Source organism: Acinetobacter sp. TYF_19, assembly GCF_043105125.1.
Taxonomy (GTDB): Bacteria; Pseudomonadota; Gammaproteobacteria; order Pseudomonadales; family Moraxellaceae; genus Acinetobacter; species Acinetobacter johnsonii.
Genome location: NZ_JBICLH010000033.1, coordinates 1 through 25,213, shown reverse-complemented (window position 1 = coordinate 25,213; position 25,213 = coordinate 1). Strand labels below are relative to the sequence as shown.

The 25,213-nt window shown below is 41.5% G+C and carries 21 protein-coding genes, 1 rRNA gene and 2 pseudogenes; 13 read left to right on the top strand and 11 right to left on the bottom strand.

The features are described 5' to 3' along the window. From yidD to rpmH, 3 genes are read right to left on the bottom strand one after another with little or no spacing between them, the layout of a single operon-like run. Positions 1-321, bottom strand: a complete 321-nt coding sequence (yidD, locus tag ACF8FD_RS03425; RefSeq protein WP_004977726.1) for a membrane protein insertion efficiency factor YidD — start codon at positions 319-321, stop codon at positions 1-3. A 9-nt stretch (positions 322-330) separates the two neighbouring features. Then, a complete protein-coding gene (gene rnpA / locus ACF8FD_RS03420) occupies positions 331-720 on the bottom strand; it encodes a ribonuclease P protein component (protein ID WP_039890852.1) in 390 nt (129 codons plus the stop codon). A 33-nt stretch (positions 721-753) separates the two neighbouring features. Further along, positions 754-888, bottom strand: coding sequence for a 50S ribosomal protein L34 (gene rpmH / locus ACF8FD_RS03415; protein WP_000831329.1), 135 nt, complete (start codon positions 886-888; stop codon positions 754-756). Positions 889-1,560: 672 nt separating this feature from the next. On the opposite strand from rpmH, the gene dnaA reads away from it, so the two are divergent. The 5 genes from dnaA to ACF8FD_RS03390 all read left to right on the top strand — a co-directional run bounded on the left by dnaA (position 1,561) and on the right by ACF8FD_RS03390 (position 8,360). Further along, entirely contained in the window at positions 1,561-2,940 is a 1,380-nt protein-coding gene (gene dnaA / locus ACF8FD_RS03410; RefSeq protein ID WP_004697428.1) for a chromosomal replication initiator protein DnaA, read from the top strand. A gap of 110 nt (positions 2,941-3,050) precedes the next feature. Beyond that, positions 3,051-4,199, top strand: coding sequence for a DNA polymerase III subunit beta (gene dnaN / locus ACF8FD_RS03405; RefSeq protein ID WP_058870653.1), 1,149 nt, complete (start codon positions 3,051-3,053; stop codon positions 4,197-4,199). A gap of 15 nt (positions 4,200-4,214) precedes the next feature. Then, entirely contained in the window at positions 4,215-5,297 is a 1,083-nt protein-coding gene (gene recF / locus ACF8FD_RS03400; RefSeq protein ID WP_058870654.1) for a DNA replication/repair protein RecF, read from the top strand. 52 nt (positions 5,298-5,349) lie between these two features. Next, positions 5,350-7,821, top strand: coding sequence for a DNA topoisomerase (ATP-hydrolyzing) subunit B (gene gyrB / locus ACF8FD_RS03395; RefSeq protein ID WP_178928582.1), 2,472 nt, complete (start codon positions 5,350-5,352; stop codon positions 7,819-7,821). Positions 7,822-7,991: 170 nt separating this feature from the next. After that, positions 7,992-8,360, top strand: a complete 369-nt coding sequence (locus tag ACF8FD_RS03390) for a hypothetical protein (protein WP_392453166.1) — start codon at positions 7,992-7,994, stop codon at positions 8,358-8,360. 640 nt (positions 8,361-9,000) lie between these two features. Here the strand turns inward: ACF8FD_RS03390 and ACF8FD_RS03385 are convergent. Next, complete coding sequence (locus ACF8FD_RS03385; RefSeq protein ID WP_392453164.1) at positions 9,001-10,941, bottom strand: ATP-binding cassette domain-containing protein; 1,941 nt, start codon at positions 10,939-10,941, stop codon at positions 9,001-9,003. A 229-nt stretch (positions 10,942-11,170) separates the two neighbouring features. On the opposite strand from ACF8FD_RS03385, the pseudogene ACF8FD_RS03380 reads away from it, so the two are divergent. The 4 genes and pseudogenes from ACF8FD_RS03380 (at position 11,171) to erpA (ending at position 15,133) form a co-directional block, all read left to right on the top strand. Further along, positions 11,171-12,182 (top strand): annotated as a pseudogene (locus ACF8FD_RS03380) (putative solute-binding protein). A 254-nt stretch (positions 12,183-12,436) separates the two neighbouring features. Further along, a complete protein-coding gene (locus ACF8FD_RS03375; RefSeq protein ID WP_004697413.1) occupies positions 12,437-13,447 on the top strand; it encodes a putative solute-binding protein in 1,011 nt (336 codons plus the stop codon). A gap of 231 nt (positions 13,448-13,678) precedes the next feature. Continuing rightward, positions 13,679-14,673, top strand: a pseudogene (locus ACF8FD_RS03370) (putative solute-binding protein). Positions 14,674-14,797: 124 nt separating this feature from the next. Beyond that, on the top strand, positions 14,798-15,133 hold the full coding sequence (erpA, locus tag ACF8FD_RS03365) for an iron-sulfur cluster insertion protein ErpA (protein WP_004697409.1): 336 nt from the start codon (positions 14,798-14,800) through the stop codon (positions 15,131-15,133). Between the two features lie 61 nt (positions 15,134-15,194). On the opposite strand, the gene ACF8FD_RS03360 is transcribed toward erpA, so the two are convergent. The 5 genes from ACF8FD_RS03360 to grpE all read right to left on the bottom strand — a co-directional run bounded on the left by ACF8FD_RS03360 (position 15,195) and on the right by grpE (position 20,226). Then, positions 15,195-15,569 carry a hypothetical protein gene (locus ACF8FD_RS03360; protein WP_005401765.1) on the bottom strand — a complete coding sequence of 125 codons (375 nt, stop codon included), beginning with the start codon at positions 15,567-15,569 and terminating at the stop codon, positions 15,195-15,197. Positions 15,570-15,684: 115 nt separating this feature from the next. Continuing rightward, complete coding sequence (locus tag ACF8FD_RS03355) at positions 15,685-16,596, bottom strand: matrixin family metalloprotease (RefSeq protein ID WP_130234842.1); 912 nt, start codon at positions 16,594-16,596, stop codon at positions 15,685-15,687. Between the two features lie 82 nt (positions 16,597-16,678). Next, positions 16,679-17,503: an OXA-211 family carbapenem-hydrolyzing class D beta-lactamase OXA-662 gene (locus tag ACF8FD_RS03350; RefSeq protein WP_114699274.1), complete on the bottom strand. Its 825-nt coding sequence runs from the start codon at positions 17,501-17,503 to the stop codon at positions 16,679-16,681. Between the two features lie 114 nt (positions 17,504-17,617). Next, positions 17,618-19,558 (bottom strand): molecular chaperone DnaK, encoded by a 1,941-nt coding sequence (gene dnaK / locus ACF8FD_RS03345; protein WP_114837303.1) that lies wholly within the window; start codon positions 19,556-19,558, stop codon positions 17,618-17,620. A 119-nt stretch (positions 19,559-19,677) separates the two neighbouring features. Continuing rightward, positions 19,678-20,226: a nucleotide exchange factor GrpE gene (gene grpE / locus ACF8FD_RS03340; protein ID WP_392453186.1), complete on the bottom strand. Its 549-nt coding sequence runs from the start codon at positions 20,224-20,226 to the stop codon at positions 19,678-19,680. A gap of 923 nt (positions 20,227-21,149) precedes the next feature. On the opposite strand from grpE, the gene ACF8FD_RS03335 reads away from it, so the two are divergent. Next, entirely contained in the window at positions 21,150-21,377 is a 228-nt protein-coding gene (locus tag ACF8FD_RS03335) for a hypothetical protein (RefSeq protein ID WP_130234841.1), read from the top strand. A 137-nt stretch (positions 21,378-21,514) separates the two neighbouring features. Here ACF8FD_RS03335 and ACF8FD_RS03330 read toward each other — a convergent pair whose 3' ends face one another. Next, on the bottom strand, positions 21,515-22,063 hold the full coding sequence (locus tag ACF8FD_RS03330) for a hypothetical protein (protein WP_234304297.1): 549 nt from the start codon (positions 22,061-22,063) through the stop codon (positions 21,515-21,517). A 199-nt stretch (positions 22,064-22,262) separates the two neighbouring features. On the opposite strand from ACF8FD_RS03330, the gene ACF8FD_RS03325 reads away from it, so the two are divergent. Then, a complete protein-coding gene (locus ACF8FD_RS03325; protein ID WP_130234839.1) occupies positions 22,263-23,336 on the top strand; it encodes an alpha/beta hydrolase in 1,074 nt (357 codons plus the stop codon). Positions 23,337-23,382: 46 nt separating this feature from the next. Here the strand turns inward: ACF8FD_RS03325 and ACF8FD_RS03320 are convergent, their stop codons facing one another. After that, positions 23,383-24,051, bottom strand: a complete 669-nt coding sequence (locus ACF8FD_RS03320; RefSeq protein WP_058870666.1) for an acetoacetate decarboxylase family protein — start codon at positions 24,049-24,051, stop codon at positions 23,383-23,385. A 96-nt stretch (positions 24,052-24,147) separates the two neighbouring features. Here ACF8FD_RS03320 and ACF8FD_RS03315 point away from each other — a divergent pair, with 96 nt between their 5' ends. Both ACF8FD_RS03315 and ACF8FD_RS03310 read left to right on the top strand, forming a co-directional pair. Next, positions 24,148-24,717 (top strand): peptidylprolyl isomerase, encoded by a 570-nt coding sequence (locus ACF8FD_RS03315; RefSeq protein ID WP_005402030.1) that lies wholly within the window; start codon positions 24,148-24,150, stop codon positions 24,715-24,717. A 426-nt stretch (positions 24,718-25,143) separates the two neighbouring features. Then, positions 25,144-25,213: ribosomal RNA gene (locus tag ACF8FD_RS03310) — 16S ribosomal RNA — on the top strand; the annotation flags it as partial.

Sequence of the window (25,213 nt, the reverse complement as noted above, 5' to 3'; positions counted from 1 at the left end):
TTACCCCAAGTGGTTAGAGTGATTTTGGTTCAAGAAACAATCACGAAAGGGTACAGCAACCAGATGCTTTTGAGAATCTATTTGCTGAAAAGAGATAAAACGAATCCTTTTGTTTGGAACAGGGTCATACCCCGATCCACCCCAAGGATGACAACGGCAAATACGTTTAGTAGCCAACCACACACCACGCACAGCACCATGTGTATGGACTGCTTCCAATGAATATTGAGAACATGTAGGGATATAACGACAACGCGGCCCAAGTAAAGGACTAATCGCAATTTGATAAAATCGAATTAACCAATGCAGTAACCGGACCATTGGCCATCTCTACTTTTGCAGGGAGGGAGCTATTTTTTGATGCTTTTTGGCAAGACGTTGTAATTTTTGCCAAGCAAATTGTAATTGCTGGTGCAACTCTGCATTAGGCACTGTTTCTATCCCCATTTTAGGCATAACCACAATATCTAAAGTTAATTGCTGTTGATGCAAGCGAAAACTTTCGCGAGCCAAACGTTTTACTCTATTTCTTTCGTGTGCACGACGCACTTTCTTTTTAGCAACAACAATACCCAAACGACTTTGAGGTTGTTCGGTCAGTTTTGCTAGAAATAAGAAATGGGGCTGATGCACTTTAAAAAGCGCACCATCGAAGACACTTTTATAATCGGCAGCACAGCGAATACGAACCTCTGTGCTGAAGCCATAAAGTGTAGTCATAACACCCAAAATCGTTTAAGCCTTAACTATTAATTAAACAGTTAAGCTGTGACGACCTTTTGCACGACGACGAGCTAATACTTGGCGACCAGCTTTAGTAGCCATACGAGCACGGAAACCATGAACGCGCTTACGCTTTAATTCAGATGGTTGGAATGTACGTTTCATATCGAAACTCCAAAAATGATCATTCAATGAAGGTTCGCGAGTTTAGTGTTCATTGCTTGAGCTGTCAATGGAAAACCGATTTTCTTGTGAAATTAAGCCTTTTTATTTGTAACAGCAGCTTGAGCTTGCTCTTTTCTCGATAACATTTAAACAACTGCACTTTTTTCTTATACACAACCTAGATTATTGTTTATTAAAGTGATATAAGTTACCAACAAGATTACCCACACAATTATCCACAAGTCTTTAAATTCACTTGCTGTGCATGTTTTTAAATTTAAATTCATTTTGGATCTCTAGTTATCCCCAGAAAACAGATCTCTTATAAATAAATTCAAATTTATAAATTTAAATTTATTACTATTAGGGTGGTCTTTTTCTGTGGAAATGACACTTTTTTAATTATAAAACAATAAAATATGGTGTGGATAAGATTGTTTTTATAAAATTAATAGTTTGTGGATAACTTTGTGCTATATTCTATCCACAGTTTGCGGATAAACTTATCCACACCAGTATTTGAATTTAAATTTATTTTCATAAGCAGGCTTTTTGAGCAATATCTGCAGAATTTTCCATGACAGATGTGGATAACTTGGTTAGAATGGCGACCCGCTTCGGTGGGTACATAGTGTTTTTATTAATTATCGATGGAATGAATAGGGGTTTCACATGCTTTGGACGGACTGCTTAACTCGCTTGCGACAAGAGCTCTCTGGGAATGTCTTTACAATGTGGATACGCCCTTTAGTTGCAGAAGAGTTAAATGACACACTACGTCTTTATGCTCCCAATCCCTATTGGACACGTTACATTCAAGAACATCACCTAGAGCTGATTACAATTTTAGTGGAGCAGCTCTCTGAAGGGCGTGTACGTAAAGTTGAAATTTTAGTCGATTCACGCCCGGGTGCAATTTTATCTGCGAGTGAGCAACCTGCAACCACGACTGCAGCTTTAGAGTCTGCTCCAGCACCTGTTGTACGTCCGAAAAAAGAAAAAGAAGAAGGGAATTCTAAAAACAGCCGTAAACGCCAGTTAAATCCTTTATTTTCCTTCTCACTTTTTGTGGAAGGTCGTTCAAACCAAATGGCTGCTGAAACGTGCCGTAAGGTTTTAACCCAGTTAGGTGCTTCTCAGCACAATCCCTTATTTTTATATGGTCCGACTGGTTTAGGTAAAACACACTTAATGCAAGCAGTGGGCAATGCCTTGTTGCAAGCCAAACCCAATGCACGTGTCATGTATATGACGGCAGAAAGCTTTGTTCAAGACTTCGTTAGTTCTTTACAACAAGGCAAAGTGGAAGAATTTAAGAAAAATTGCCGATCTTTAGATCTATTGTTGGTCGATGATATTCATTTACTGGCGGGTAAAGAGGCGAGTTTAGTTGAGTTTTTCTATACTTTTAACGCACTTTTGGATGAATCTAAGCAAATTATTCTGACTTCTGATCGTTATCCAAAAGAATTAACGGAATTAGATCCACGTTTGGTTTCACGCTTTTCTTGGGGCTTGTCGGTTGGAGTTGAGCCACCAGATATTGAAACCCGTATTGAAATTTTGCTGAAAAAAGCAGAAAGCAATGATGTGGAATTACCGCGAAACTGTGCGTTATTTATTGCGCAACAAGTGGTTGCAAACGTACGTGAATTGGAAGGTGCGCTGAATAAAGTGGTGGCCATTTCACGCTTTAAGGGTACAGCTATTGATTTGGATGTTGTGCGTGAGTCATTAAAAGACGTCTTGGCCATTCGTGCACGAACCATCAGTACTGAAAATATTCAACGTGTGGTGAGTGAGTACTTTAGAATCCCACTCAAAGAGTTGGTTGGGCCTAAACGGACCCGTATTTATGCTCGTCCACGCCAATTGGCAATGGGCTTGGCACGTGAGTTAACTGGGGACAGTTTCCCTGAAATTGGTATGGCCTTTGGCGGTCGAGATCACAGTACCGTCATGCATGCTTGTGAAAAAGTTTTAAGTCTGCGCGATGAAGATCCGATCTTCAATGAGGACTATAAAAACTTGCAACGCTTGCTGCAAAGTTAAGCAAAATTGCTCAAATTCTATTCTTGCAATGCGGCATGTTCTGACGCATAGTACACTGCTAAAAACACATTTATTTATTATTTTATCTTCAGTTTTTCGAGGAATGTATCGTGCGTTTAAAAATCGCGAAAGAAAGCTTACTTAATGTTCTATCACATGTCGTAGGAGCGGTTGAACGTCGCCATACTTTAAATATTCTCTCAAATGTTAAAGTGCAAGTGAGCCAAGCATCGTTGACGATCACAGGTTCAGACTTAGAAGTCGAATTGGTTGCAAGTACCACGCTTGCGGAAGGGGCGTGTTTACAAGCGGGTGAAACCACAGTTCCTGCGCGCAAGCTGATGGATATTTGCAAATCTTTACCGACTGCAGCACTGATAGACTTACAAATTACTGAAGATCAACGTTGTATTTTAAAGTCTGGTAATAGCCGTTTTGTGTTGGGGACTTTACCGGCTGAAGATTACCCGTTATTGACCACAGAGAACACGCAAGGCACGCAAGTTGCAGTGACACAGCGCGAATTAAAGCGCCTATTTGAAAAAACTGCATTTGCTATGGCGGTGCAGGATGTGCGTTTTTATCTCACGGGAACCTTACTTGAAATTGATAATAATCAACTGCGTGCAGTGACCACAGACGGCCACCGTTTAGCTCTGTGTGAAACTGTTGCTAGCTCAAATGCGACTCAATTGATTCAAGCGATTGTTCCACGTAAAGCAGTGGGCGAATTACAACGTTTATTGAGCATTGAAGATGAACAATTGGCGTTGTTAATCGGTCGTGAACTATTGAATGTGACCATTTCTATTGCCAGTCGTGACAAAGAACAAGGGAATACCACGGTTCGTTTCACCACAAAACTGATTGACGGTAAGTTCCCTGATTATCGCCGTGTGATTCCACGTGGTGGGGATAAAAATGTGTTAATTGCACATGATGTCTTTAAGCAATCTTTACAACGTGTTTCGATTTTAAGTAATGAAAAACTACGTGGTGTGTTCTTAAACTTTGCCGCAGACACTTTGCAGCTGCGTGCCAATAATCCAGAGCAAGACGAAGCCGTAGAAGATTTGGCGATTCAATACAATAATGCGCCAATGGAAATGTCTTTTAATGCCCAATATATCTTGGAAGTCTTAGGTGCATTGGATGGTGATGATGTGTCAATGACGATGACTGAAGCAAATCAATCGGTTCTATTGCAAGACCCAGCCCACCAAGATCAGACCTATGTGGTCATGCCAATGCGTGTTTAAGCCCTAGGTTCAGGCATGCAAATCACGCGTTTAAACATCGAACGTGTTCGAAATCTCAGAACGGTTGCTCTCCATGGATTGCAACCGTTTAATGTTTTTTATGGACAAAATGGTTCAGGTAAAACCTCTATTTTAGAAGCCATTCATCTGCTGGCGACAGGACGTTCCTTTCGTACCCATATTCCGAAACACTATATTCAAACTGATACTCAAGACGCGATTGTCTTTGCCCAATCCAGTTCTGAAAAAATAGGGATGCAAAAGCTGTTGTCTGGTGAACAGCTCATCAAGGTCAATGGTGACAACATTGCCACTCAAGGTCAGTTGGCTAAAATTCTTCCTTTGCAACTGATTGATCCGCAAAGTACCGATATTATTGATCATGGTGCCAAGCCTAGACGGCAACTATTAGATTGGCTGATGTTCCACGTGGAACCTGAGTTTTATCATGCATGGCAATATTATTCACGAGCATTAAAACAGCGTAATAGTTTACTAAAAACACGACGGAATCTAAGTCTGGCAGATTTGGAGCCGTGGAACAAAATGCTCAGTGATTATGGTGAAATGCTGCATTCACAGCGCGTCAGCATTGTGGAGCAGTGGAAGGGTTTTTTTGAGCAAGATTTAAAACACTTGCTGCCTGATATCGAGGTTCAGTTAGAATATAGCCCTGGCTTTCATACCGAGTTAGGATTACTGAATGACCTGCAAAGTCATCATCAAAAAGACCTTGAACGGCGCTATACCGAGTATGGTCCACACAAGGCAGATTTGCGTTTAAAAACAAGCCTTGGCGATGCCGATGTAGTGTTGTCACGTGGACAAAAAAAGCTGTTAATCATAGCCTTAAAACTGTCACAGATTGCAATGCTGCATGCTTGTAATAAGGAAACTGTGGTATTATTAGATGATCTGACAGCAGAATTAGATTTAACAGCACAACAACGTTTAATTGAGCGATTGAGCCAACTGGGTAGTCAAGTTTTTATTACCACTTTAGAGTATGAATCAGTCAAAAATCACTTACATGATTTATCTATTTCTTATCAATTATTCTGTGTTGAAAACGGTCAAGTTCAAGTTGTCGCACAATGATTTTAGATTTTACCCATCACGGGATAGACCTATTTTTCGCTAGGGAGAAACCATGAGTTCAGAAGATCAACAAGCTGCTTCTCAAACGGAACAAACCACAGAAAAAGCTTATGATTCCTCTAGTATCAAAGTATTACGTGGATTGGACGCAGTACGTAAACGTCCGGGTATGTATATTGGTGATACGGATGATGGTTCAGGCTTACACCATATGGTGTTTGAGGTGGTGGATAATGCGATCGATGAGGCGCTTGCAGGTCACTGTGATGAAATTTTGGTGACGATTCACGAAGATGAATCTGTAAGTGTATCGGACAATGGGCGCGGTATTCCGACCGATATTCACCCTGAAGAAGGGGTTTCTGCCGCAGAAGTGATTTTAACCATTCTGCACGCAGGTGGTAAGTTTGATGACAATAGCTATAAGGTTTCAGGTGGTCTACATGGTGTAGGCGTATCTGTAGTGAATGCCTTGTCACGTAAGTTGGAATTGACCATTCATCGTGCAGGTCATATTCATCAACAAGAATATAAACACGGTGATCCGGTTTACCCACTGACTGTTGTGGGAGATACGGATATGACAGGGACAACTGTGCGTTTTTGGCCAAGTGCTGAAACTTTTAGCCAAACCATTTTCAATGTCGATATTTTGGCACGTCGTTTACGTGAATTGTCTTTCTTAAACGCGGGCGTGCGCATTGTTTTGCGTGACGAGCGTATTCATGCAGAACATGTGTTTGACTACGAAGGCGGTCTGTCTGAGTTTGTGAAATATATTAACCAAGGCAAAACCCATCTGAACGACATTTTCCATTTCACCGTACAGGCTGAAAATGGCATTGGTGTAGAAGTGGCGTTGCAGTGGAATGATACCTATCAAGAAAATGTACGTTGCTTTACCAACAACATTCCACAAAAAGATGGTGGAACGCATTTAGCGGGTTTCCGTGCGGCATTAACGCGTGGTCTAAACAGCTACATGGAAAACGAAAACTTACTCAAAAAAGAGAAAGTAGCCGTTTCTGGTGATGATGCCCGTGAAGGTTTAACCGCGATTGTTTCAGTGAAAGTGCCTGATCCAAAATTCTCTTCACAAACCAAAGAAAAGTTGGTTTCAAGTGAAGTGAAACCTGCGGTTGAACAGGCAATGAACAAATCATTCTCTGAATATTTGCTTGAAAACCCGCAAGCTGCAAAATCGATTGCAGGCAAAATCATTGATGCGGCTCGTGCCCGTGATGCGGCACGTAAAGCGCGTGAAATGACACGCCGTAAAAGTGCGTTGGATATTGCAGGCTTACCAGGTAAGCTCGCAGATTGCCAAGAAAAAGACCCTGCATTATCTGAATTGTATCTGGTCGAGGGTGACTCTGCTGGCGGTTCAGCTAAACAAGGCCGTAACCGTAAGATGCAAGCGATTTTACCGTTGAAAGGTAAAATCCTAAACGTGGAACGTGCGCGTTTTGACAAGATGATTTCATCTCAAGAAGTCGGCACCCTGATCACGGCATTGGGTTGTGGTATTGGTCGTGAAGAGTACAATCCAGACAAATTGCGTTATCACAAAATCATCATCATGACCGATGCTGACGTGGATGGTTCGCATATTCGTACCTTATTGTTGACCTTCTTCTTCCGTCAAATGCCAGAGTTAGTGGAACGTGGTTATATTTATATTGCTCAGCCACCACTGTATAAGCTGAAAAAAGGCAAACAAGAGCAGTATCTGAAAGATAATGATGCGCTTGAAACCTATTTAATTTCAAACGCGATTGATGAGCTTGAATTGCACATCAGCGATGCTGCACCTGCGATCCGTGGTGAAGCTTTGGCGAAGGTGATTGCGGACTATCAAACGTCTCAGAAGAGCTTACAGCGTTTAACTGTACGTTATCCTGCCAGTGTCTTAGATGCGTTGATTTCGGTTGAAGGCTTTAAGCTTGATCAAAACCATGACCGAGCTTATGTTGAGCAGTGGGCTGAACATGTGCGCAGTGCTGTGGCAGAGATTCAACCGAGCTTGCGTCCTGAGTTAAGCTTAGAAACGTTTGAAAAAGAACTGGCGGATGGCCAAAAGATCGAGACTTACTTGCCTCGTATCACCATCTATGTACACAATCTGCCGCACAGCTATTTATTAGATGCAGGCTTATTGGGTTCTGGTGAATATGCACGTTTGTTGAAAAACTCCAAGAGTTGGTTTACGCTGCTTGAAGATGGCGCATACCTACAAAAAGGTGATCGCAAGATTGCAGTCACCAACTTCCATCAGGTATGGCAGCATATTTTGTCTGATTCACGTCGTGGCATGATGATTCAGCGCTATAAAGGCTTGGGTGAGATGAATGCGGACCAGCTTTGGGAAACCACTATGGATCCTGAAAACCGCAACATGTTGCAAGTTACCATTCAGGATGCGATTGAAGCCGATCGTATGTTCTCTTGTTTGATGGGTGACGATGTGGAACCACGTCGTGCATTCATTGAAGAAAATGCATTGAATGCGGATATTGATGCCTAAGCGCTTTACAAAATAAGCCATAAAAGCACCCTACGGGGTGCTTTTTTTTTACAGCATTTTTTATGATTTTGAATAAAATATAAGCAGTGCACACTGTTATTAAACTGACTTATAGCGATGTCATGATGTGAGTATCAAGTCTTTTGCACAGTGCAAAATGTGAGGTCATTATGATGGATAATCAACTAGAACAAGTACGCGACATTTGGGTGAATGCATTTTTTACGGGCAATTATGAAGTTTTAGCTCAATATGAAGATGAGCATTTTAAAGTGGTCTATGAACAAGCTGATCGTGTAGAGAGTAACTATACGCGCTATGAAAAGATCGCGCATGCTGTGAAAAATGGCGTTTGGAAACCTCAAAAACCCGACGTCGAATTTGAAGAATTTGAGTTTGATCGTGACCAAACACGCTGTCAGGTCTTGATCGGTTTGGTTGAAAATCGCCAACAAATCGAAGAAACATGGATCTTTGATCAGGGATGGAAAATACAAGAATTACGGTTTTTAAAGGCGCAAAGAGCTGTATTAAATTAAGGAAAAAGAGCGCAAAAAAGAGGATGGATTTGCCTAAAACAACTGAATAAATAAACAACATTAGCCTGTGGATAAATAAAAATAGCACTTTATATCAGTTGCTAAAATACGTATAATTTTATCCACAGTTGCTTTAAGTATGGTTTTTAAATTTAAAACCATACGTTATTTTTTAAATTTAAATCGGATCTTTTAAATTTATTCCCTCTTTTTAAATTCAAAACTTATTGTGTTGAAAGGTGCATGTCTGAACATGATGGATATTCGCTGTCTGTTGTGAAGGTTATATTTGGCTTTAAGCTGTGAAATGCATGGAAATAGGGCTGTATATAGTTGAATATTCAATTAATTAAGCTAAATTAAACAATCTAATTTTTTGCTTTTTAAGAATATCTAAACAATAAAAATCAATCAATTTATCGCTTTATTTATTAAGAAATAATTTTAATTTCAATCACTTATGATTTCTTAAAATGCTCAGACTATTTGGGTGCATTTCCTATTGAGTTATATGCATAGACCGAAAAGGCACGTTTTTCGAGATCGATTGGTGTTGCAGCAAAGTAAATAAATCAAAATGCTTAAGACATAAAAATGCCCGCCATGCATAAACAGAGCGGGCAGGATGTATGGGGAAAGATTATTCGTTTTCGAATGAGCTTTCGAGCTCTTCAAGTTCCATCATCAGCTCTAGCATTTGTTCTTCAGCTTCACTGACTTGGTTTTTAAGTTCGGTTTGCTCATTCATCAGTTTCATGAGCTCATCTTTACGTGCAGCGTCATATAGGCCAGCATCACCGAGTAAACGTTCAATGTCGAGTAAACGTGGCTGGTGTTTTGCCAGCAGGCTTTCACATTTTTCGATATTTTTACGAATCGGACGCGTTTGTTCACGGCGCTGTGCAGCTAATTTACGTTGCGCTTCTTTATCAACCTTTGAAACGATAGTTTTTTGAGTGCTGACTTTAGATACGATCGGCGCTACGATTCCGCCTTGTTTAATCATTTCTAGGCGCGCTTGGCGTAACCAGTTGGCATAATCGTGAAGATCGCCTTCAAATTCGGTGGATTTTCCAGCATGGACTAAAATGAGGTCATCACACACGCTGGCAATCAGTTGGCGTTCGTGTGAAACCAAGACCACAGCACCTTCATAGTCTTGTAAAGCCATGGTCAGCGCATGGCGCATATCTAAGTCTAAATGGTTGGTCGGTTCATCTAGAATCAACACATTAGGACGTAACCACACGATTAAAGCCAATGCCAAACGCGCACGTTCACCACCTGAGAAGCTCTCGCAAGGGGTATCCATTCGCTCGCCACTAAAACCGAAACTGCCTAAAAAGGCACGTAAGGTCGCTTCACTGATTTTTTTATCCGCAATGCGTGCCAATTGCAGCATTGGGCTGGCCGACTCATCCAGTGAGTCCATTTGATGCTGTGCAAAATAGCCAATATTCAGCAGTTCTGAGGCTTTGCGTTGTCCTGCCAATAAAGGTAAATCACCGACCAACGATTTGATTAAAGTTGATTTACCTGCACCATTCATCCCCAATAAGCCAATTCGGCTCGTCGGGGTGATTTGTATGTTGATATTGGTGGCAATCAGTTTATCGCCATAACCAATATCAGCCTGTTCTAAAGTCAGCAGTGGTGAACTCATTTTAGTGGGTTCACGGAAGCTAAAGGTAAATGGGGTATCGACATGCGCAGGCGCAAGCAGCTGCATCCGTTCCAATTGTTTAATTCGGCTTTGTGCCTGACGTGCTTTAGTGGCTTGGGCTTTAAAACGGTCAATATATTTTTGAATATGTGCCCGTGTTTCGAGCTGTTTTTCATAGGCTTGTTGTTGTTGTGCTAAACGTTCTGCACGAGTGGTTTCAAAGGTGGAATAGTTACCGCTATAGAGGGTGAGTTCTTGATTTTCGATATGCAAAATACGGTTGGTAATCGCATCTAAGAAATCGCGGTCATGCGAAATTAAAATTAGGGTGCCCGTATAGACATTTAACCAATCTTCTAACCATAAAATAGCATCGAGATCTAAGTGGTTGGTCGGTTCATCCAGTAATAATAGATCCGAACGACTCATCAGGGTTCGTGCTAAGTTTAAACGCATCCGCCATCCACCAGAGAAACTCGAAACCAAGAGTTGGTTTTGATGTTCCATAAAACCCAGACCCGCCATAAGCTGAGCGGCTTTAGCGGGTGCGGAATAACCGTTAATTTCGTCGAATCGGCCATGTAAATCAGCCAGTTCAGTGTCAGTTAACTGTTCAGGATGGTTGAGCTGTTGTTGAATGTTCCAATATTCTTCATCACCAGTCAGGACGAAATCAATCGCGGCCATATCTAAGGCTTTTACTTCCTGCGCCATGTGCGCCACTGTCCATACAGCAGGGCGGCTTAGGGTGCCATCATCAGGACCTATCGAGCCTAAGAGCGCAGCAAACAGGGTTGATTTTCCCGCACCGTTGACACCGGTGAGACCAACTTTCCAACCTGGATGGATTTGCATGGAGGCTTTTTGAAATAACACTCGTCCACCACGGCGCAATGAAACTTGATCAAGCTGAATCATGAAACTATCAAATATCAGAAAAAGGTGCGCCTATTCTAATGGATGCGTCAGCAAAAGACTAAACATTCAAAATTTATCTGAACTGAAATCTCTAAGCGTTTCTTTTAAGGGGAGGATGAAACCATTTGACCTTTGGTCGGAAAGCTAAAAGTTGACCTTTTTTGACCTATATTGAGGAATAGCACACAGATATATTTCCCCAGTAAAACAAAAATATGAAGGGATAATAATGAAAAGAAAAGGATTTTTTATTTTATCGACGCTAGCACTGTGCGGCTTCTCAAGTATGGTGCAGGCGAAGCAGCAGGTGTGTGTCTTCGACCTACTGGGTAAAGCAGGGGAGTCTTATAAATTTTTAGAAGAATGGGCTTTGGTCAGTAAAAAATGGGGTGCACAGGTACAGTTGATTTCGTTTCAGGACGAAGATTTGGCCGATAAAGCCTTTCAAAATGATAAATGCGATGCGGTGTATATGACCTCGATGCGCGCGCGCACCTATAACAAGTTCGCAGGTTCGATTGATGCCTTAGGCGGAGTGCCAAGCAATAAAATTGCACAAAAGGCGGTGGAATATGTGTTGGATCCTAGAAATACCAAGCGTATGACCACCACATTACAATGTGAAAACTATGAAGTGGCTGGTATTGGCTTGATTGGTTCAGCCTATATTTTTGTAAAAGACCGAAGTCTAAATAGCATCGAAAAAGCACAAGGTAAAAAATTTGCCATTCTGCATTATGACCGGGCACAACGGGTGATGGTAGAGCGAGTGGTCGCTGTACCTGTGATGTCGGATATTTCCAACTTTATAAAAAAGTTTAATACAGGCGAAGTCGATGTGGTTGCTGCACCTGCATATGCCTATAAACCCTTAGAAATTGAAAAAGGTCTAGGCTCTAAAGGGGCTATGCTTAACTTTCCCGTGGTCAATGTCACTGCAGATTTAATTGTAAGACCCGAGCGTTTTCCTGCTCAATTTGGCGAGCAATCGCGGCAATGGTTTTTACAAAAAATTCCGCAATCCTTTGCTATGGTGCAACGACTAGAAGCTGCGATTCCAAGCAAAATCAAAATGCAGCTCAGCAAGGAAGACAAAGAAAAATATCAGCGCTTGCTACGGGATGGGCGTATTGATTTAACCAAACAAGGGGTTTATGACCCAGGCATGATGCGCGTGCTGAAAAAAAGCCCGTTGTACGGTCGAACGCACCAACTTTGAATGTTCATTGGGTGGTGAATAAGGCGAAAATCTATATTTCTTTGTAATATTAAGCATCATTCATGTAAAACGAATGATGCAGGCTTTTTATTTTAATATAATGAATTTAAAATACTTTTATAAATCATCTGACAATAAAAATTAGAGAAAAGAAAAAAATTTGCCCAATTGACAGTAATTTTTGAGTAAATGCTCTATTTTTTTAATTTTAACTTGCTTAATATTTTGCATGTGTATGGACACCTGTCAAATAACAAAACGAACAAGGACACAAGAATGAAAAAATTAACCCTCGCACTCGCTGCTTTTTCTGCTTTGGGTGTAGCGTCGACAGCACAAGCGGCTAAAGTGGACATCTGTGTATTTGACTTGCTTGGCAAATCCGGTGAGTCGTACCAAATGGCGCAAGAATGGGCTTTGGCGGCAAAAGGCTGGGGGGCTGAAATTAATTTAATCCCTCGTCAAGATGAAGCCGTTGCCGACAACGACTTTAAAGCAGGCAAGTGTGATGGCGTGTTTATGACCGCTATGCGTGCGCGCCAGTACAATAAATTTGTCGGTTCTATTGATGCTTTGGGCGGAGCGCCAAGCAATGCCATTGCACAACGTGCGATTACTTTTGCATTGGATCAGCGTAATGCGGCAAAAATGGTGACCAATCTTGGTGGTAAAAAATATGAAGTGGCAGGGATTGCACCTTTAGGTTCAGCTTTTATTTTTGTACGCGATAAAAGTATTAATTCCATTGAAAAAGCAGCAGGTAAAAAGTTTGCAGTCTTGGGCTATGACGATGCTCAAAAAATCATGGTACAACGTGTCGGTGCGCAAGCGGTGATTTCCGATGTGTCTAACTTTGTGGCGAAGTTTAATAATGGTCAAGTTGATATGGTCGGAGCACCGGCTTATGCTTATAAACCTTTAGAAATTTATAAAGGTTTAGGCACGAACGGCGCCATGTTTAACTTCCCTGTACTACAAGTGACAGCTGACTTTGTGATTCGCCCAGATCAATTCCCCGCAGGCTTTGGACAAAAATCGCGAGATTGGTTTGTGAAAAACCTACCGAAAAGCATCGCGATGATTGGTCGTTTAGAAGCAGGCATTCCTGCAAAATACAAAATGAACCTCACAGCAGAAGACAAAACCAAATATCAAAAAATGCTGCGCGATGGCCGGATGGATATGACCAAACGAGGCATCTATGATCCAGCAATGATGTCGGTGTTGAAAAAAGCCCGTTGCTCGGTGGATAAAGCCAACTTTGAATGCTCACTGGGCGGTGAGTAATTTGCCGAGTGTAATCAAAGAAAGCTCAGTTTAAATTGGGCTTTCTTTTTTGCTTTTAAACGACCGATTTAAATGGTTTTGACGCAGCTAATTTGTATAGCGCGTAGGAAATAAGTAGTTTTGGACCGAGTGAAGTTTCATTCGGGGCATTAAAAAATAACAAAGAGCACAAGTGAAAGGCTCATCACAATAAACAACAATAAGTCAAAAGGAAGATGTATGAAACAGTGGATGAAAAGCCTCAGTGTCGGGACATTAGTCATTTCTGCAACAGCGATGGCACAGGCCAAACAAGTGGTTTGTGTATTCGACTTGGTCGGTAAAAATGGTGATGTGTATAGCCTGATGAAAGATTATCAGTTGGCGGCTAAAAACTGGGGCGCGGATATTGAACTGCGGGTCGGACAAAATGAAGCCGTGATTGCTGAGGATTTTAAAGCAGGAAAATGCGATGCCATTAGTGTTACAGGCATGCGTGGGCGTCAATTTAATTCGTTTACAGGTTCACTTGACGCGATTGGTGCGATTCCCGATCTCAATTTAGCGGTTAAAGTGATGCAAGGCTTAGCCAGCCCCGCTTTTGCCAAATATATGTTGAATGGTAGGTACGAGGTCGCAGGTGTGATTCCTGTAGGGGATGCGTTTTTATTGGTGAATGACCGTAGCATCAATACCGTAGCGAAAGCCGCGGGCAAGAAAATCGCGGTTTTAGACTATGATCAAGCGCAAAAGGTCATGGTTCAACAAATTGGTGCGCAAGCTGTGACTGCCGATGTCACGAACTTTGGTGCAAAGTTTAATAACGGTCAAGTCGACATTATTGGTGCGCCTGCTGCGGTTTTTAAACCCTTAGAGCTACATAAAGGCTTAGGCTCAAAAGGGGCAATCGTGAATTATCCGATTTTACAGGTCACAGGTAATATCATCATTCGTCCAGATAAATTCCCTGCAGGTTATGGACAAAAATCACGGGAATGGGTCAAAGGTCAGCTGCCGCGTGCATTCGGTATCTTGGGTAAAATGAAAGCCGAAATTCCGCAAAAATATTGGATGCAGGTGCCCGCAGCAGATCAACCCGGTTATCAAAAGATGATGCGGGAGCACGAATTGATCTCACCAACCGCGGTATTTACGATAAGCGAATGATGAAACTGTTATGGCAATTCCGTTGTAAGCAAGCGGCGAAAAACTTTGAATGTGGACTACAGGATGAAAATTACAAATAATCTTGAGAAAATTAGTCTGATTTGACTTTAAATATTCAAATAGGGACCATATATTGAGTATGCTATACTCGAAATATGGTCTTTTTGATTTGAAAGACAGCTGAACCGAACTGAGGAATCTAAGATGAATGCCCAAGCACTTGAACTAAGCGACAATGCCGCAAATAAAGTACGTCAATTACGTGACAGTGAAGGTAATCAAGATTTAATGCTTCGTGTATATGTCACGGGCGGTGGTTGTTCAGGTTTTTCTTATGGTTTTAACTTTGCTGAAAACCAAAATGAAGACGACGCAGAATTTATCAATGGTGATGTGAAAATGTTGGTTGACTCATTGAGTTATCAATATTTGGTCGGTTCAGTGGTGGATTATATTGAAGGTTTAGAAGGTTCACGTTTCATCGTGCAAAACCCAAATGCAACAACGACCTGTGGTTGTGGTTCATCTTTCTCGATCTAAGCCTGATCTGATTAAAAAAGCCCTCATGATGAGGGCTTTTTTTATGTGCAATCATTCGTTTTCAATCGAGTTTAATCGCATCGAGTAAGTCAAAAATAATCGTGGTGACATCTTGGCTTAAGTCACGGTTATTAAAAACTTCATAGGCAGTAATGGTGACATCGGTGTCACTCGGTAACAGTTTCTGTTCTTCTTCGATCAAGTCATTGATTGGTAAAAGCGTCTGTTTCACTTCCAGATGTAAAACATCCTTAAACTCTAAATTTTCATCTTCAAGTTCTAACAGCTGCTCATTAAAATAGGGCAATAGAATAGAATGGAGATAAGGTTGAATCTCAACAATATCAAAGATTTCGATATCACGAGTTTCTTCAATCGTACTGATGTGGTCATTTACTTCGATTAAGATATGGTAGTAACTCACATTCGTCTCCAAAGCTTCTAGTGGATATTCAATTATTTACAATAACACGAACCCGAGTCAAGATGTGCTGTGATTGTATTTTATACACACATTAAAATTAGGGAATTATTTTTAGTAATCCATCACTTCAACGGGCATTAAACAACGCAATATCGGCACTTTGTAAACGGAAATGCTGCATATCTTGCTTTTCTAGCATTGGGTACATCAGGGCTTTCGGATCATTATGATGTTTCATGCCGAGGGCATGGCCAAATTCATGCGCTAAAGTCAGACGTAAGTCTTCTTTGGATTCAAACTCATAAATATGAATTTCACGCCCATTGAACAGTCCTTTATCAAATAGACGGGGTTGAAAGCGTTGGTTGAACTGGTCGATGGCCAGATTATGGCCTTGATCTAAGCGGTTCAGTTCATCTACCTTTTGATTGTAGGCATTCACTTGCAGATTAAAGCTGGCAATTTGTTGGTCTAAAACGTGTTGCTGTTGATGCAGCTGCGCCAAACTCTGTTGTACGGCCGCTTGCTGCGAAGCAGGAACTCCGCCGTGCTGGTTATACTGACGGATCATGGCATTATAGTTTTGGCTAAGTTCTTGTAGACTCTGTTTTTGCACATCTAAGGCCCCTGAGTGACGTGCCAGATTTTGTTGCATGGCTTTGAGTTCATTATTTTTTTGACTCAACCCGTGTTCATTTTGTGTCAGTTTAGACAGTTGATCGCGGCGTTGTAACGACTCATCTTGACGCTGGTCATAAATGAGTCGAATACTGAGCCGAGCATTAGGGTCATAGACAAAGTAGTCTTGGCCCAAACCCTGTTTCCAAATGTCTGTGGCTTGCTGGCTAATCTGCTTTAACTCATGTTCACTAAGAGCAAAACGTGGATCGACTTCCGCAATACGATAGCGAATACGTTGATCGAAAGGATGGGTGAGTCGATCCAGCAGGGGATTGAGGCGCAGCTGGGGCTGTTGCATATTTTGATACAGAATCAACCCTAAAAAGCCCAGTAAAGCAAACAAGAGACTTTGACGCATATTTCTTCATATATCTTTATTTTTAGCTACTTTAGCGTAAAAAATACCTTTGCAACATAAAAAATGCGTCTTCTCTGTGGGCTTAAATTATCCCCAGTGCTGTCAGACTTTGTTTGACCAGTTGCTCACGCACGCTGGCTGAAATTCCTGTTTTCATATGCATATTCAAAGCAAAATACACTTTTTCACCTGTTGCTGTTTCGACCCAGCCTGTCCACCAGCCGACTTGCGGTTCTAGGTCCATGCCCCAGCCTGATTTTGCATAAAGTTTATAATTCGGTTTTTGTTCAATCAGCAGCAGGTCTTGTACTGCATGTTGCACGTCGGGCTTAAAAGCGAGTTGGGTATTGGCCAGCTTCTCTACAAAAAGGACTTCTTGAACAGGCGTAATTTGCAGTGGGCCGACTAACCAAAAATTATCGACAACGGTGCCAATCTGTTGATTGCCATATCGAATGCGCTGTACTTCTTTTTGCATTAGGTCTAGACCAATGCGCCGTGCTAGCTCCTGATAAACGGGAACGGCAGATGCTTGCATGGCTTGCCCTAAAGTCATATCTTTTTCCCAAGCAGGGAAGCTGCGCTTTTGACCATCCCATTTAAACACCTCAGTGCTGGTTGCTTTACCATGTTCTAGTCCGATTAAGGCATTCAGCATTTTAAAGGTAGAGGCGGGTACATAGGGTGTCTGAGCACGGCTCAAGTCATTGCCGTAGCTGTGTAAGCCGTGCTTATCCTTAATGACAATCACCCCAGTGGTTTGGAGTTGATCGAAGGCCTGTTGGATCTGCTGCTGCGCACTTTGTTGCTGTTGGTTTTTAGCTGTTTCTACGGAGGGGCTTATTGTGGTACATGCGGAACTGAAGGTTGTAATGAGGGCGATGAATCCAAATTGTAAAGTTTTCATGGGTGGCTAAGATCTAAATTTTTTATCAGCCTAATGTAAAAGTGGACTGTGAAACAACAATATTTAGGTAATAAAAAACCGCGCTTTCGCGCGGTTTTTTATTAAAGAGACAAATTATTTTTTGTCATCTTTTACTTCAGTGAACTCAGCATCTACAACGCCATCGTCCGCTTTTTGTTGTTGACCAGCGTCACCGCCAAATGCATTCGGGTCGAAACCTTCAGCACCGCCTTGACCTTGCGCAGCTTCATACGCACGTTGCGTGATTGGCATGATGATGTTTTGAAGTGCTTCAGTTTTCGCTTTGATGTCTTCTACATCATTTTCTTTAGTTGAAGTTTCAAGCTCAGCGACTGCAGTTTCAACAGCAGTTTTTTCATCGCTTGTTACTTGCTCGCCTAGATCTTTTACTGCTTTTTGAGCAGAAGATACCAATGCATCCGCTTCGTTACGTGCTTTCGCAAGTTCTTCGAACTTACGGTCTTCTTCAGCATTCGCTTCAGCATCTTTGATCATTGCTTCGATTTCAGCATCAGACAAACCTGAGTTTGCTTTAATCTGGATTGATTGCTCTTTACCAGTGCTCTTATCTTTCGCCGATACTTTTAAGATACCGTCAGCGTTAATGTCGAACGATACTTCAATTTGTGGCACACCACGCGGAGCAGGTGGAATGTCGCCCAATTGGAAGTTACCCAACAATTTGTTTTGCTGTGCCATTTTACGTTCACCTTGGAACACAGAAATGTCTACAGCAGGTTGGTTGTCCGCAGCAGTTGAGAACACTTGAGATTTCTTAGCAGGAATCGTGGTGTTTTTCTCAATAATTGCTGTTAACACGCCACCCATGGTTTCGATACCAAGTGTCAACGGAGTAACGTCAAGAAGAAGTACGTCAGTTTTGTCACCAGACAATACCGCACCTTGAATTGCAGCACCCATTGCTACCGCTTCGTCAGGGTTCACGTCTTTACGTGGTTCACGGCCGAAGAACTCTTGTACTTTTTGTTGTACAAGTGGCATACGAGATTGACCACCCACCAAGATTACGTCAGAGATGTCGCTTGTTGAAAGACCAGCATCTTTAAGCGCAATGCGGCAAGGTTCGATTGTACGTTCAACTAAATCAGCCACTAAACCTTCAAGTTTTGCACGTGTTACGTTAATCACTAAATGTTTAGGACCAGTCGCATCAGCCGTGATGTACGGAAGGTTAATTTCAGTTGCATTTGACGAAGAAAGCTCGATTTTTGCTTTTTCAGCTGCTTCTTTCAAACGTTGTAATGCAAGTGGATCTTGTTTCAAGTTGAAGTTTTGTTCTTTCTTGAACTCTTCAACCAAGAACTCGATTAAAGCGTTATCGAAGTCTTCACCGCCAAGGAAGGTATCACCGTTAGTTGATAACACTTCAATTTGTTGGTCGCCATCAAGATCAGCGATTTCAATGATAGATACGTCAAAAGTACCACCACCTAAGTCATAAACTGCAACTTTACGGTCGCCTTCTTTTTTGTCCATACCGAACGCAAGTGCAGCAGCCGTTGGTTCGTTGATGATACGTTTAACTTCTAAACCTGCGATTTTACCCGCATCTTTAGTTGCTTGACGCTGTGCATCGTTAAAGTAAGCAGGAACGGTAATCACCGCTTCAGTTACTGTCTCACCTAAGTAATCTTCTGCAGTTTTCTTCATCTTTTTCAAGATTTCAGCAGAGATTTGTTGTGGTGCAAGTTTCTTGTCGTTTACTTCAACCCAAGCATCACCATTGTCAGCTTTGATGATTTTGTAAGGGACAAGACCGATGTCCTTTTGAACCGCTTGGTCTTGATACTTACGACCGATCAAGCGTTTGATTGCGAATAATGTGTTTTTAGGGTTAGTCACTGCTTGACGTTTTGCAGACTGACCCACCAAGATTTCGCCATCTTTATACGCAATAATCGATGGTGTTGTACGTGCACCTTCAGCGTTGTCGATCACTTTAACTTTGTCGCCTTCAAGTACAGCGACGCAAGAGTTTGTTGTACCTAAGTCAATACCAATGATTTTAGCCATTTGGATGATTCCTCAAAAATTTTTGCAATGTTTTTGCTTGTTATTCGATATGAGAGCCGTTCAATTTTTTTCAAGTGATAATCAAGAAAAAATTTTACAAACTCTCGAATTTATAGAGTTTATGCGCCAACCATGACCATTGCTGGACGAAGCAAACGACCATTTAAGGTATAACCTTTTTGTAATACCGTTCCGATCTCGTTGGCTTTCGCATTTGGATCAATCCCGACTGCTTGATGCAAGTCCGCATTGAAACCATTTGCTGTATCAACTGCGACCACACCAAATTTTTCCAGTGCAGTCAGTAACGATTTCAACGTCAGTTCCACACCTTCAAACATTGGTGTTTTTTCCTCACCCGATGCGCTAAGGGCACGTTCTAAATTATCCACTGAGTCCAGTAACTCTTTTGCGAATTTTTCGAGAACGGTGTATTTATGCTTCTCTGATTCACGTTGAATACGCTCTACACTTTTTTGTGCTTCGTATACAGCATTTGCAGTGCGGGCTTTTTCAAGCTTTAAGCTTTCTTCAAGATTGGTAATTTGAGCTTGTAAATCCTCAACTGAAACTTCAGCTTGCTCCGCTTCAGCTTGAGTTTGCGCTGTTTGTGAATCCGCTTGCTCTTGCCCTAGATCTTGAGCTTCTTGATTGTGCTCAGTCGCCATTGATTTACTCCGTTTAAATGGGTTTTTAAACATGTACAGTCCTTCAGGCATCAGTGTTAACTGGGTTAATCTGAACTGCCATGCGTTATTGAATTCAGGATTACTACAAAAGATCGGGGCAACAGCCAAAAATTCAAGCGGCTTCAGTGATTAATTCATGTATTTTTGGTAAAAAATTGCTGAAATCAGGCTTTCTAGGTGCTTATTCTATCCGAAGGTCCATTTCCAATTCTGCTTGAGTTTTTTTATGTTGAAAAAGGCTAATCGTTACATTGAATTATTTTAATTAAATTTATCTGTTTTACTAATTTTTCGCTTGACCACATAATGAGTTCATCAGCGGTGATCATACTTTGTGGAGAGAGCAAAGTATGGTGACTGCGACCTATTTGCATAGCTTGGGGAAACCCTCTTAATTTAGAGATTTAGGTTTTTGAATAGTACGTCTCCCAAAAGTACTCTATTCGGTGCAAAGGTATAATGCTGTCAGAGTGATTCGAGCTTTGCACTCAAAATTCGATTTTTAAGGCTGTGGTTTCTTTATTTTTGTATGCTTTCTCGAGCTTAATCCGCTTTGGGTTAAGCTTTTTTTTGCTTAAACTTTAAAAATAACATTATTTAATCGTGTATCAGCATACAAGAGTTCTGCAATACTGAAGAGTTGATGGTCTAAGCATAGAGTTCCTATTTATGCTGCTCACCGAAGAAAGAAATAATGCAGAATCAGCATATTAACTTGAGCTGCTGTGGAGATGTAGTGCTAAGGCGGTATTTAGGTCCAATTAATAAAAAATTGCACAAGTTGTACTCGAGTCTGCAAAAACTACAACTCAGTACGTGTGTAAAAGTTTTCAGATTTGACAAAGATAGGCAGGGCAAAGTTTGGCTTTGCTATTTTGTATGACGTAAAAGGAAATGAAAGAATGTTAAATAAGAAAACTGCATTATTGTCTCTAGCGCTTTTAGGTTCAGCATTTACCATTGTGGGCTGTAGCTCAAATGAAACCAGTACAGCACCTGAGTCGGCTCAAGTGACTACTGCACCAGATGCAGCAGCAACCGTTGAGGGAAGTGCTGGAGTCGAAGTTCAAGCAGATCCTGCGGCTCAGATTGAACCCATCCAATCTGCACCTGCGACCACACAACAATAAAGCTTAAAAGAGAACGTTCTCTTACACTCGCTTTGTTAAAGACCTTCACAGGATGCCGTGAAGGTCTTTTTTTTAAGGGTAAATCACTAAAGCTGCTCAGCCGTGTTATTTCATCAGTCTGAAGTGCGATGACGATTTTATCGTTCTTGACCGGAGTTATCCCAACCTTTGTTTTGATCGCGGCGTTGATCATCAGTACGTTGCTTACGATCGTTATGGGATTGTTTGCGTCGATCTTCAGTCCGTTTATGCTCTTGCTCACGACGTTGGCGTTCGGCATTTTGTCGTTGCTGACGCTCAGTAGCATAACGGTTACGTTCTTGGTTTAATCGCTCTTGATCATGCTTTTTCTGTTGCCAGTCTTGATGACGTTGATTAGCGATCCGTTTGCGCTCAGCTTCAATACGTTGCCGTTCTTGTTCACGGTTTTGGCGTTCCCATTCGGCATGTCTTTGGCGGTTTCGGTCTGCCTCGCGACGTTCGCGTTCAATGCGGTTTTGTCGTTGTTGGTATTCCCAACGTTGGCGGTCTCGTTCACGTTCATAACGATCATGCTGGTCGTAGCGTCGATCATCATAATCATAGCGGTGGTCGTAGCGTCCGTCATGATAGCCATCCTCAGGAAAAGCCACACAACCAACAAACAAGGTGCTGATGAGCGAGAGGAATATTATTTTTTTAGTCATCGCAGGTCTCCTTCATAAAAACGGAGTAGCAAAACACTCCTAAATCGGCATAAAAATTGTCAATGACAAGCTCTTAAAAGAAGATTAGCTTATAGGACGTATTGCTATGTATCTTGATGTGAAGACTTATATAAGAGAATGGTCACGTAAGTGCTGATCATGTAGAGAATATGAAGAACGATAAAAGGATATCATTGACATGGGCGTGTTGAATCGCACTTTACAACAATGGACGGAACAAGGCCAAGGCAGTGCGGCACGATTAATTGATCGCTTACCGACAGTAGCACAAGAAGGCTTGGTGAAAGCGCTGGGTTATCCTCACCAGTTTGAACAATTAGATCCCTTTATTAAATGCTTAATGGCAGCTCAATATAAGCAAGGCAAATCGGGCTTTATTTTTGAAGACTACCATCGTTCGCGTAAATTGTTTGATCATCAAATTCAAATGTTGACCGCGAAACCCAGCGCGGTAAAACAAGTGGAAGATTTACGTCTACCTTTACAAAGTGGAACTGTGTTTGCACGGCATTATCATCCTGCACCGAATAAGAAACTTCCGATGCTGGTGTTTTATCATGGCGGCGGCTTTGTGGTTGGCAGTCTCGACAGTCATGATGAAGTCTGTCGCTTACTGGCGATCCATGCCAAAGTACAGGTGCTCAGTATTGACTATCCTTTGGCACCAGAAGTTGGCCCGCATTTATTGATTCAATCTTGTGAAGATGCTTTGGCTTGGGTCTATCAAAACCGTCGTCAGTTCAAAATTTTGAAAAACCGAATTGCGGTGGCAGGCGATAGTGCAGGTGGCAATATCAGTGCCGTGGTGGCGCAGCGAACTGCTGCAAAAGCTTATGCGCCAAGTGCACAACTGTTAATTTATCCTGTAGTCGATTTCAAAAGTCGCCATCCATCGTTCTTTGCTTATAAAGATGGACTGACCTTAACGGGGCAAGATGTCGATAGAGTGACCTCGTTGTATGCTGAACAACATCAGGTAGCTCTGGATGATCCTATTGTTTCGCCGACTTATGGCGTATTAAAAAGTGTCGCACCCGCTTTTGTCATCACCGCAGGTCATGATTTATTGCATGATGAAGGTGAAATTTATGCCATCAAATTAAAGCAGCAGGGCAATAAGGTTTATTATCAGAATTATCTAGATCAACCCCATGGCTTTGTGAACTTCACCATCATTTCTCGTCGGGCAAAAAAAATCACCATAGAAATGGCAAAGAATTTTAGAAAATTTTGGGATAAGAATGCCAAATAAAGATGCATGAATTTTCAAAAGAATGTTTCACGTGGAACATTTTTTTTTATTTAGAGCGGATTTTGGCTTCTGGAAAAACAAGCTGAAAGCTTGGGACATAAAAACTTTGTAGAGCCTTGGCCTGTCCAAAGTCTGGAAAGAGGGTGGTATGGTTTTGCCATTCAAATTTTTTCAGTTTCATTAGCTTCGCGCGAAACTGTGGAGAAAACTCATAACGTTGACCTTGCCACGCTTGCTGTATTTTGAGCATGGAACGTGGAATGTGATGACTATTAATATAAAACGGACGTGCTTTTTTACATTGGGTGAGTGTTAAACACAAGGTTTGGTCTTGAGTGCTGACTTGACATTGTGTTGTTTCGTGCTGCGTATGCCAGTCAAACTGAGCGAACTCTTTCGGAATACCCCAAAGCTGTTGACCATGTTCAACTGAAATCTGTGTAGACACATAAATTTTAGGAATCGAGCTTAAACGCCGTTTGCTCAGTAAAGGATGGTCAAGCAAAAGCAGTTCATCATAAGGTCCAACAGGAGATTGATGATAACGCACCAACATGACTTGAACCACACGACCAATCGGGGAAGGAGCGATACGAAACGTTTTATATTGCCGGATAAATTGCGGACTGATCCAATAATTCAAAATAAAAGCTTCACCTTGTAAATGCCAAGGCGGAAATTGACTCAATTGAGACAGGGCTAAAGCTTCATTCATCGTTATTCTCGTTTTCTTAGAAGAAGTAGTGTTTTATTTATACTGAACGATTAATATACCGAAATCTAATAACATCTGAATGCTGTGAGTAACGAAATGTTAAAGAAGAGTTTAGTTGCAGTGGCGGCTACATGTATGAGTATGGCGGTCATGGCAAATAACACGATTGTTGAAATGAAAACATCAATGGGCAACATCGAAATTGAACTGTTTAATGATAAAGCACCAATCTCAGCAAAAAACTTTGAAGACTATACGAAAGCTAAGTTTTATAACGGCACGATCTTTCATCGCGTCATTCCGGGTTTCATGGTGCAAGGTGGGGGCATGACTGCTGACCTTGTGGAAAAGCCAACCCGACCAGCCATTCAAAATGAATCAAGCAATGGTTTATCGAATAAACGTGGCACTTTGGCGATGGCACGAACCAACCTACCGCATTCTGCAACCAGTCAGTTCTTTATTAATGTGGTGGATAATAACTTTCTAGATAGAAGTACCAATAACGCAGGTTATGCGGTTTTTGGTCAGGTCACTAAAGGTATGGATGTGGTAGATAAAATCACTAAAGTACCGACAGGACGTGCAGGGCCACATCAAGATGTACCGAAACAACCTGTTAAAATTCTCAGTGTGAATATTAAAGCAGCAGCAGTGCAAAAGTAATGAAAAAAGAGAGCAGAAATATTAAATCTATATTTCTGCTTTAAAATTATTGAGTTAGGCGTAAGGTTGTATGTTTTTGAACCTTTTTAGTGCATAAAAATACAACACCCGATAAAACAACTAGTTAAAAGCACTTGCAAAGCTTTAGAAATCCTCTAGAATGCACCCCATACCGACGAGATAGACGGAAACGAACGAAGCACGAAGTGCTGAGTTGTTGAGTATATTGAGTCCAGCTTCTAGCACTGACGAGGTGTTAGAAAGATCATTAAGAGATTATGAAGAACAACTTGTGTGGATTTTTACTAATTGATCGATCGAAAATATTTCATTGATTGATGGTAGAAATTACTCGAAGTTTATTTGAGAAATATTTGTCAGAAAATTGATGAGCCAAGATTTGTAGCCATAAGCTACTAATGATTTTAACTGAAGAGTTTGATCATGGCTCAGATTGAACGCTGGCGGCAGGCTTAACACATGCAAGTCGAGCGGG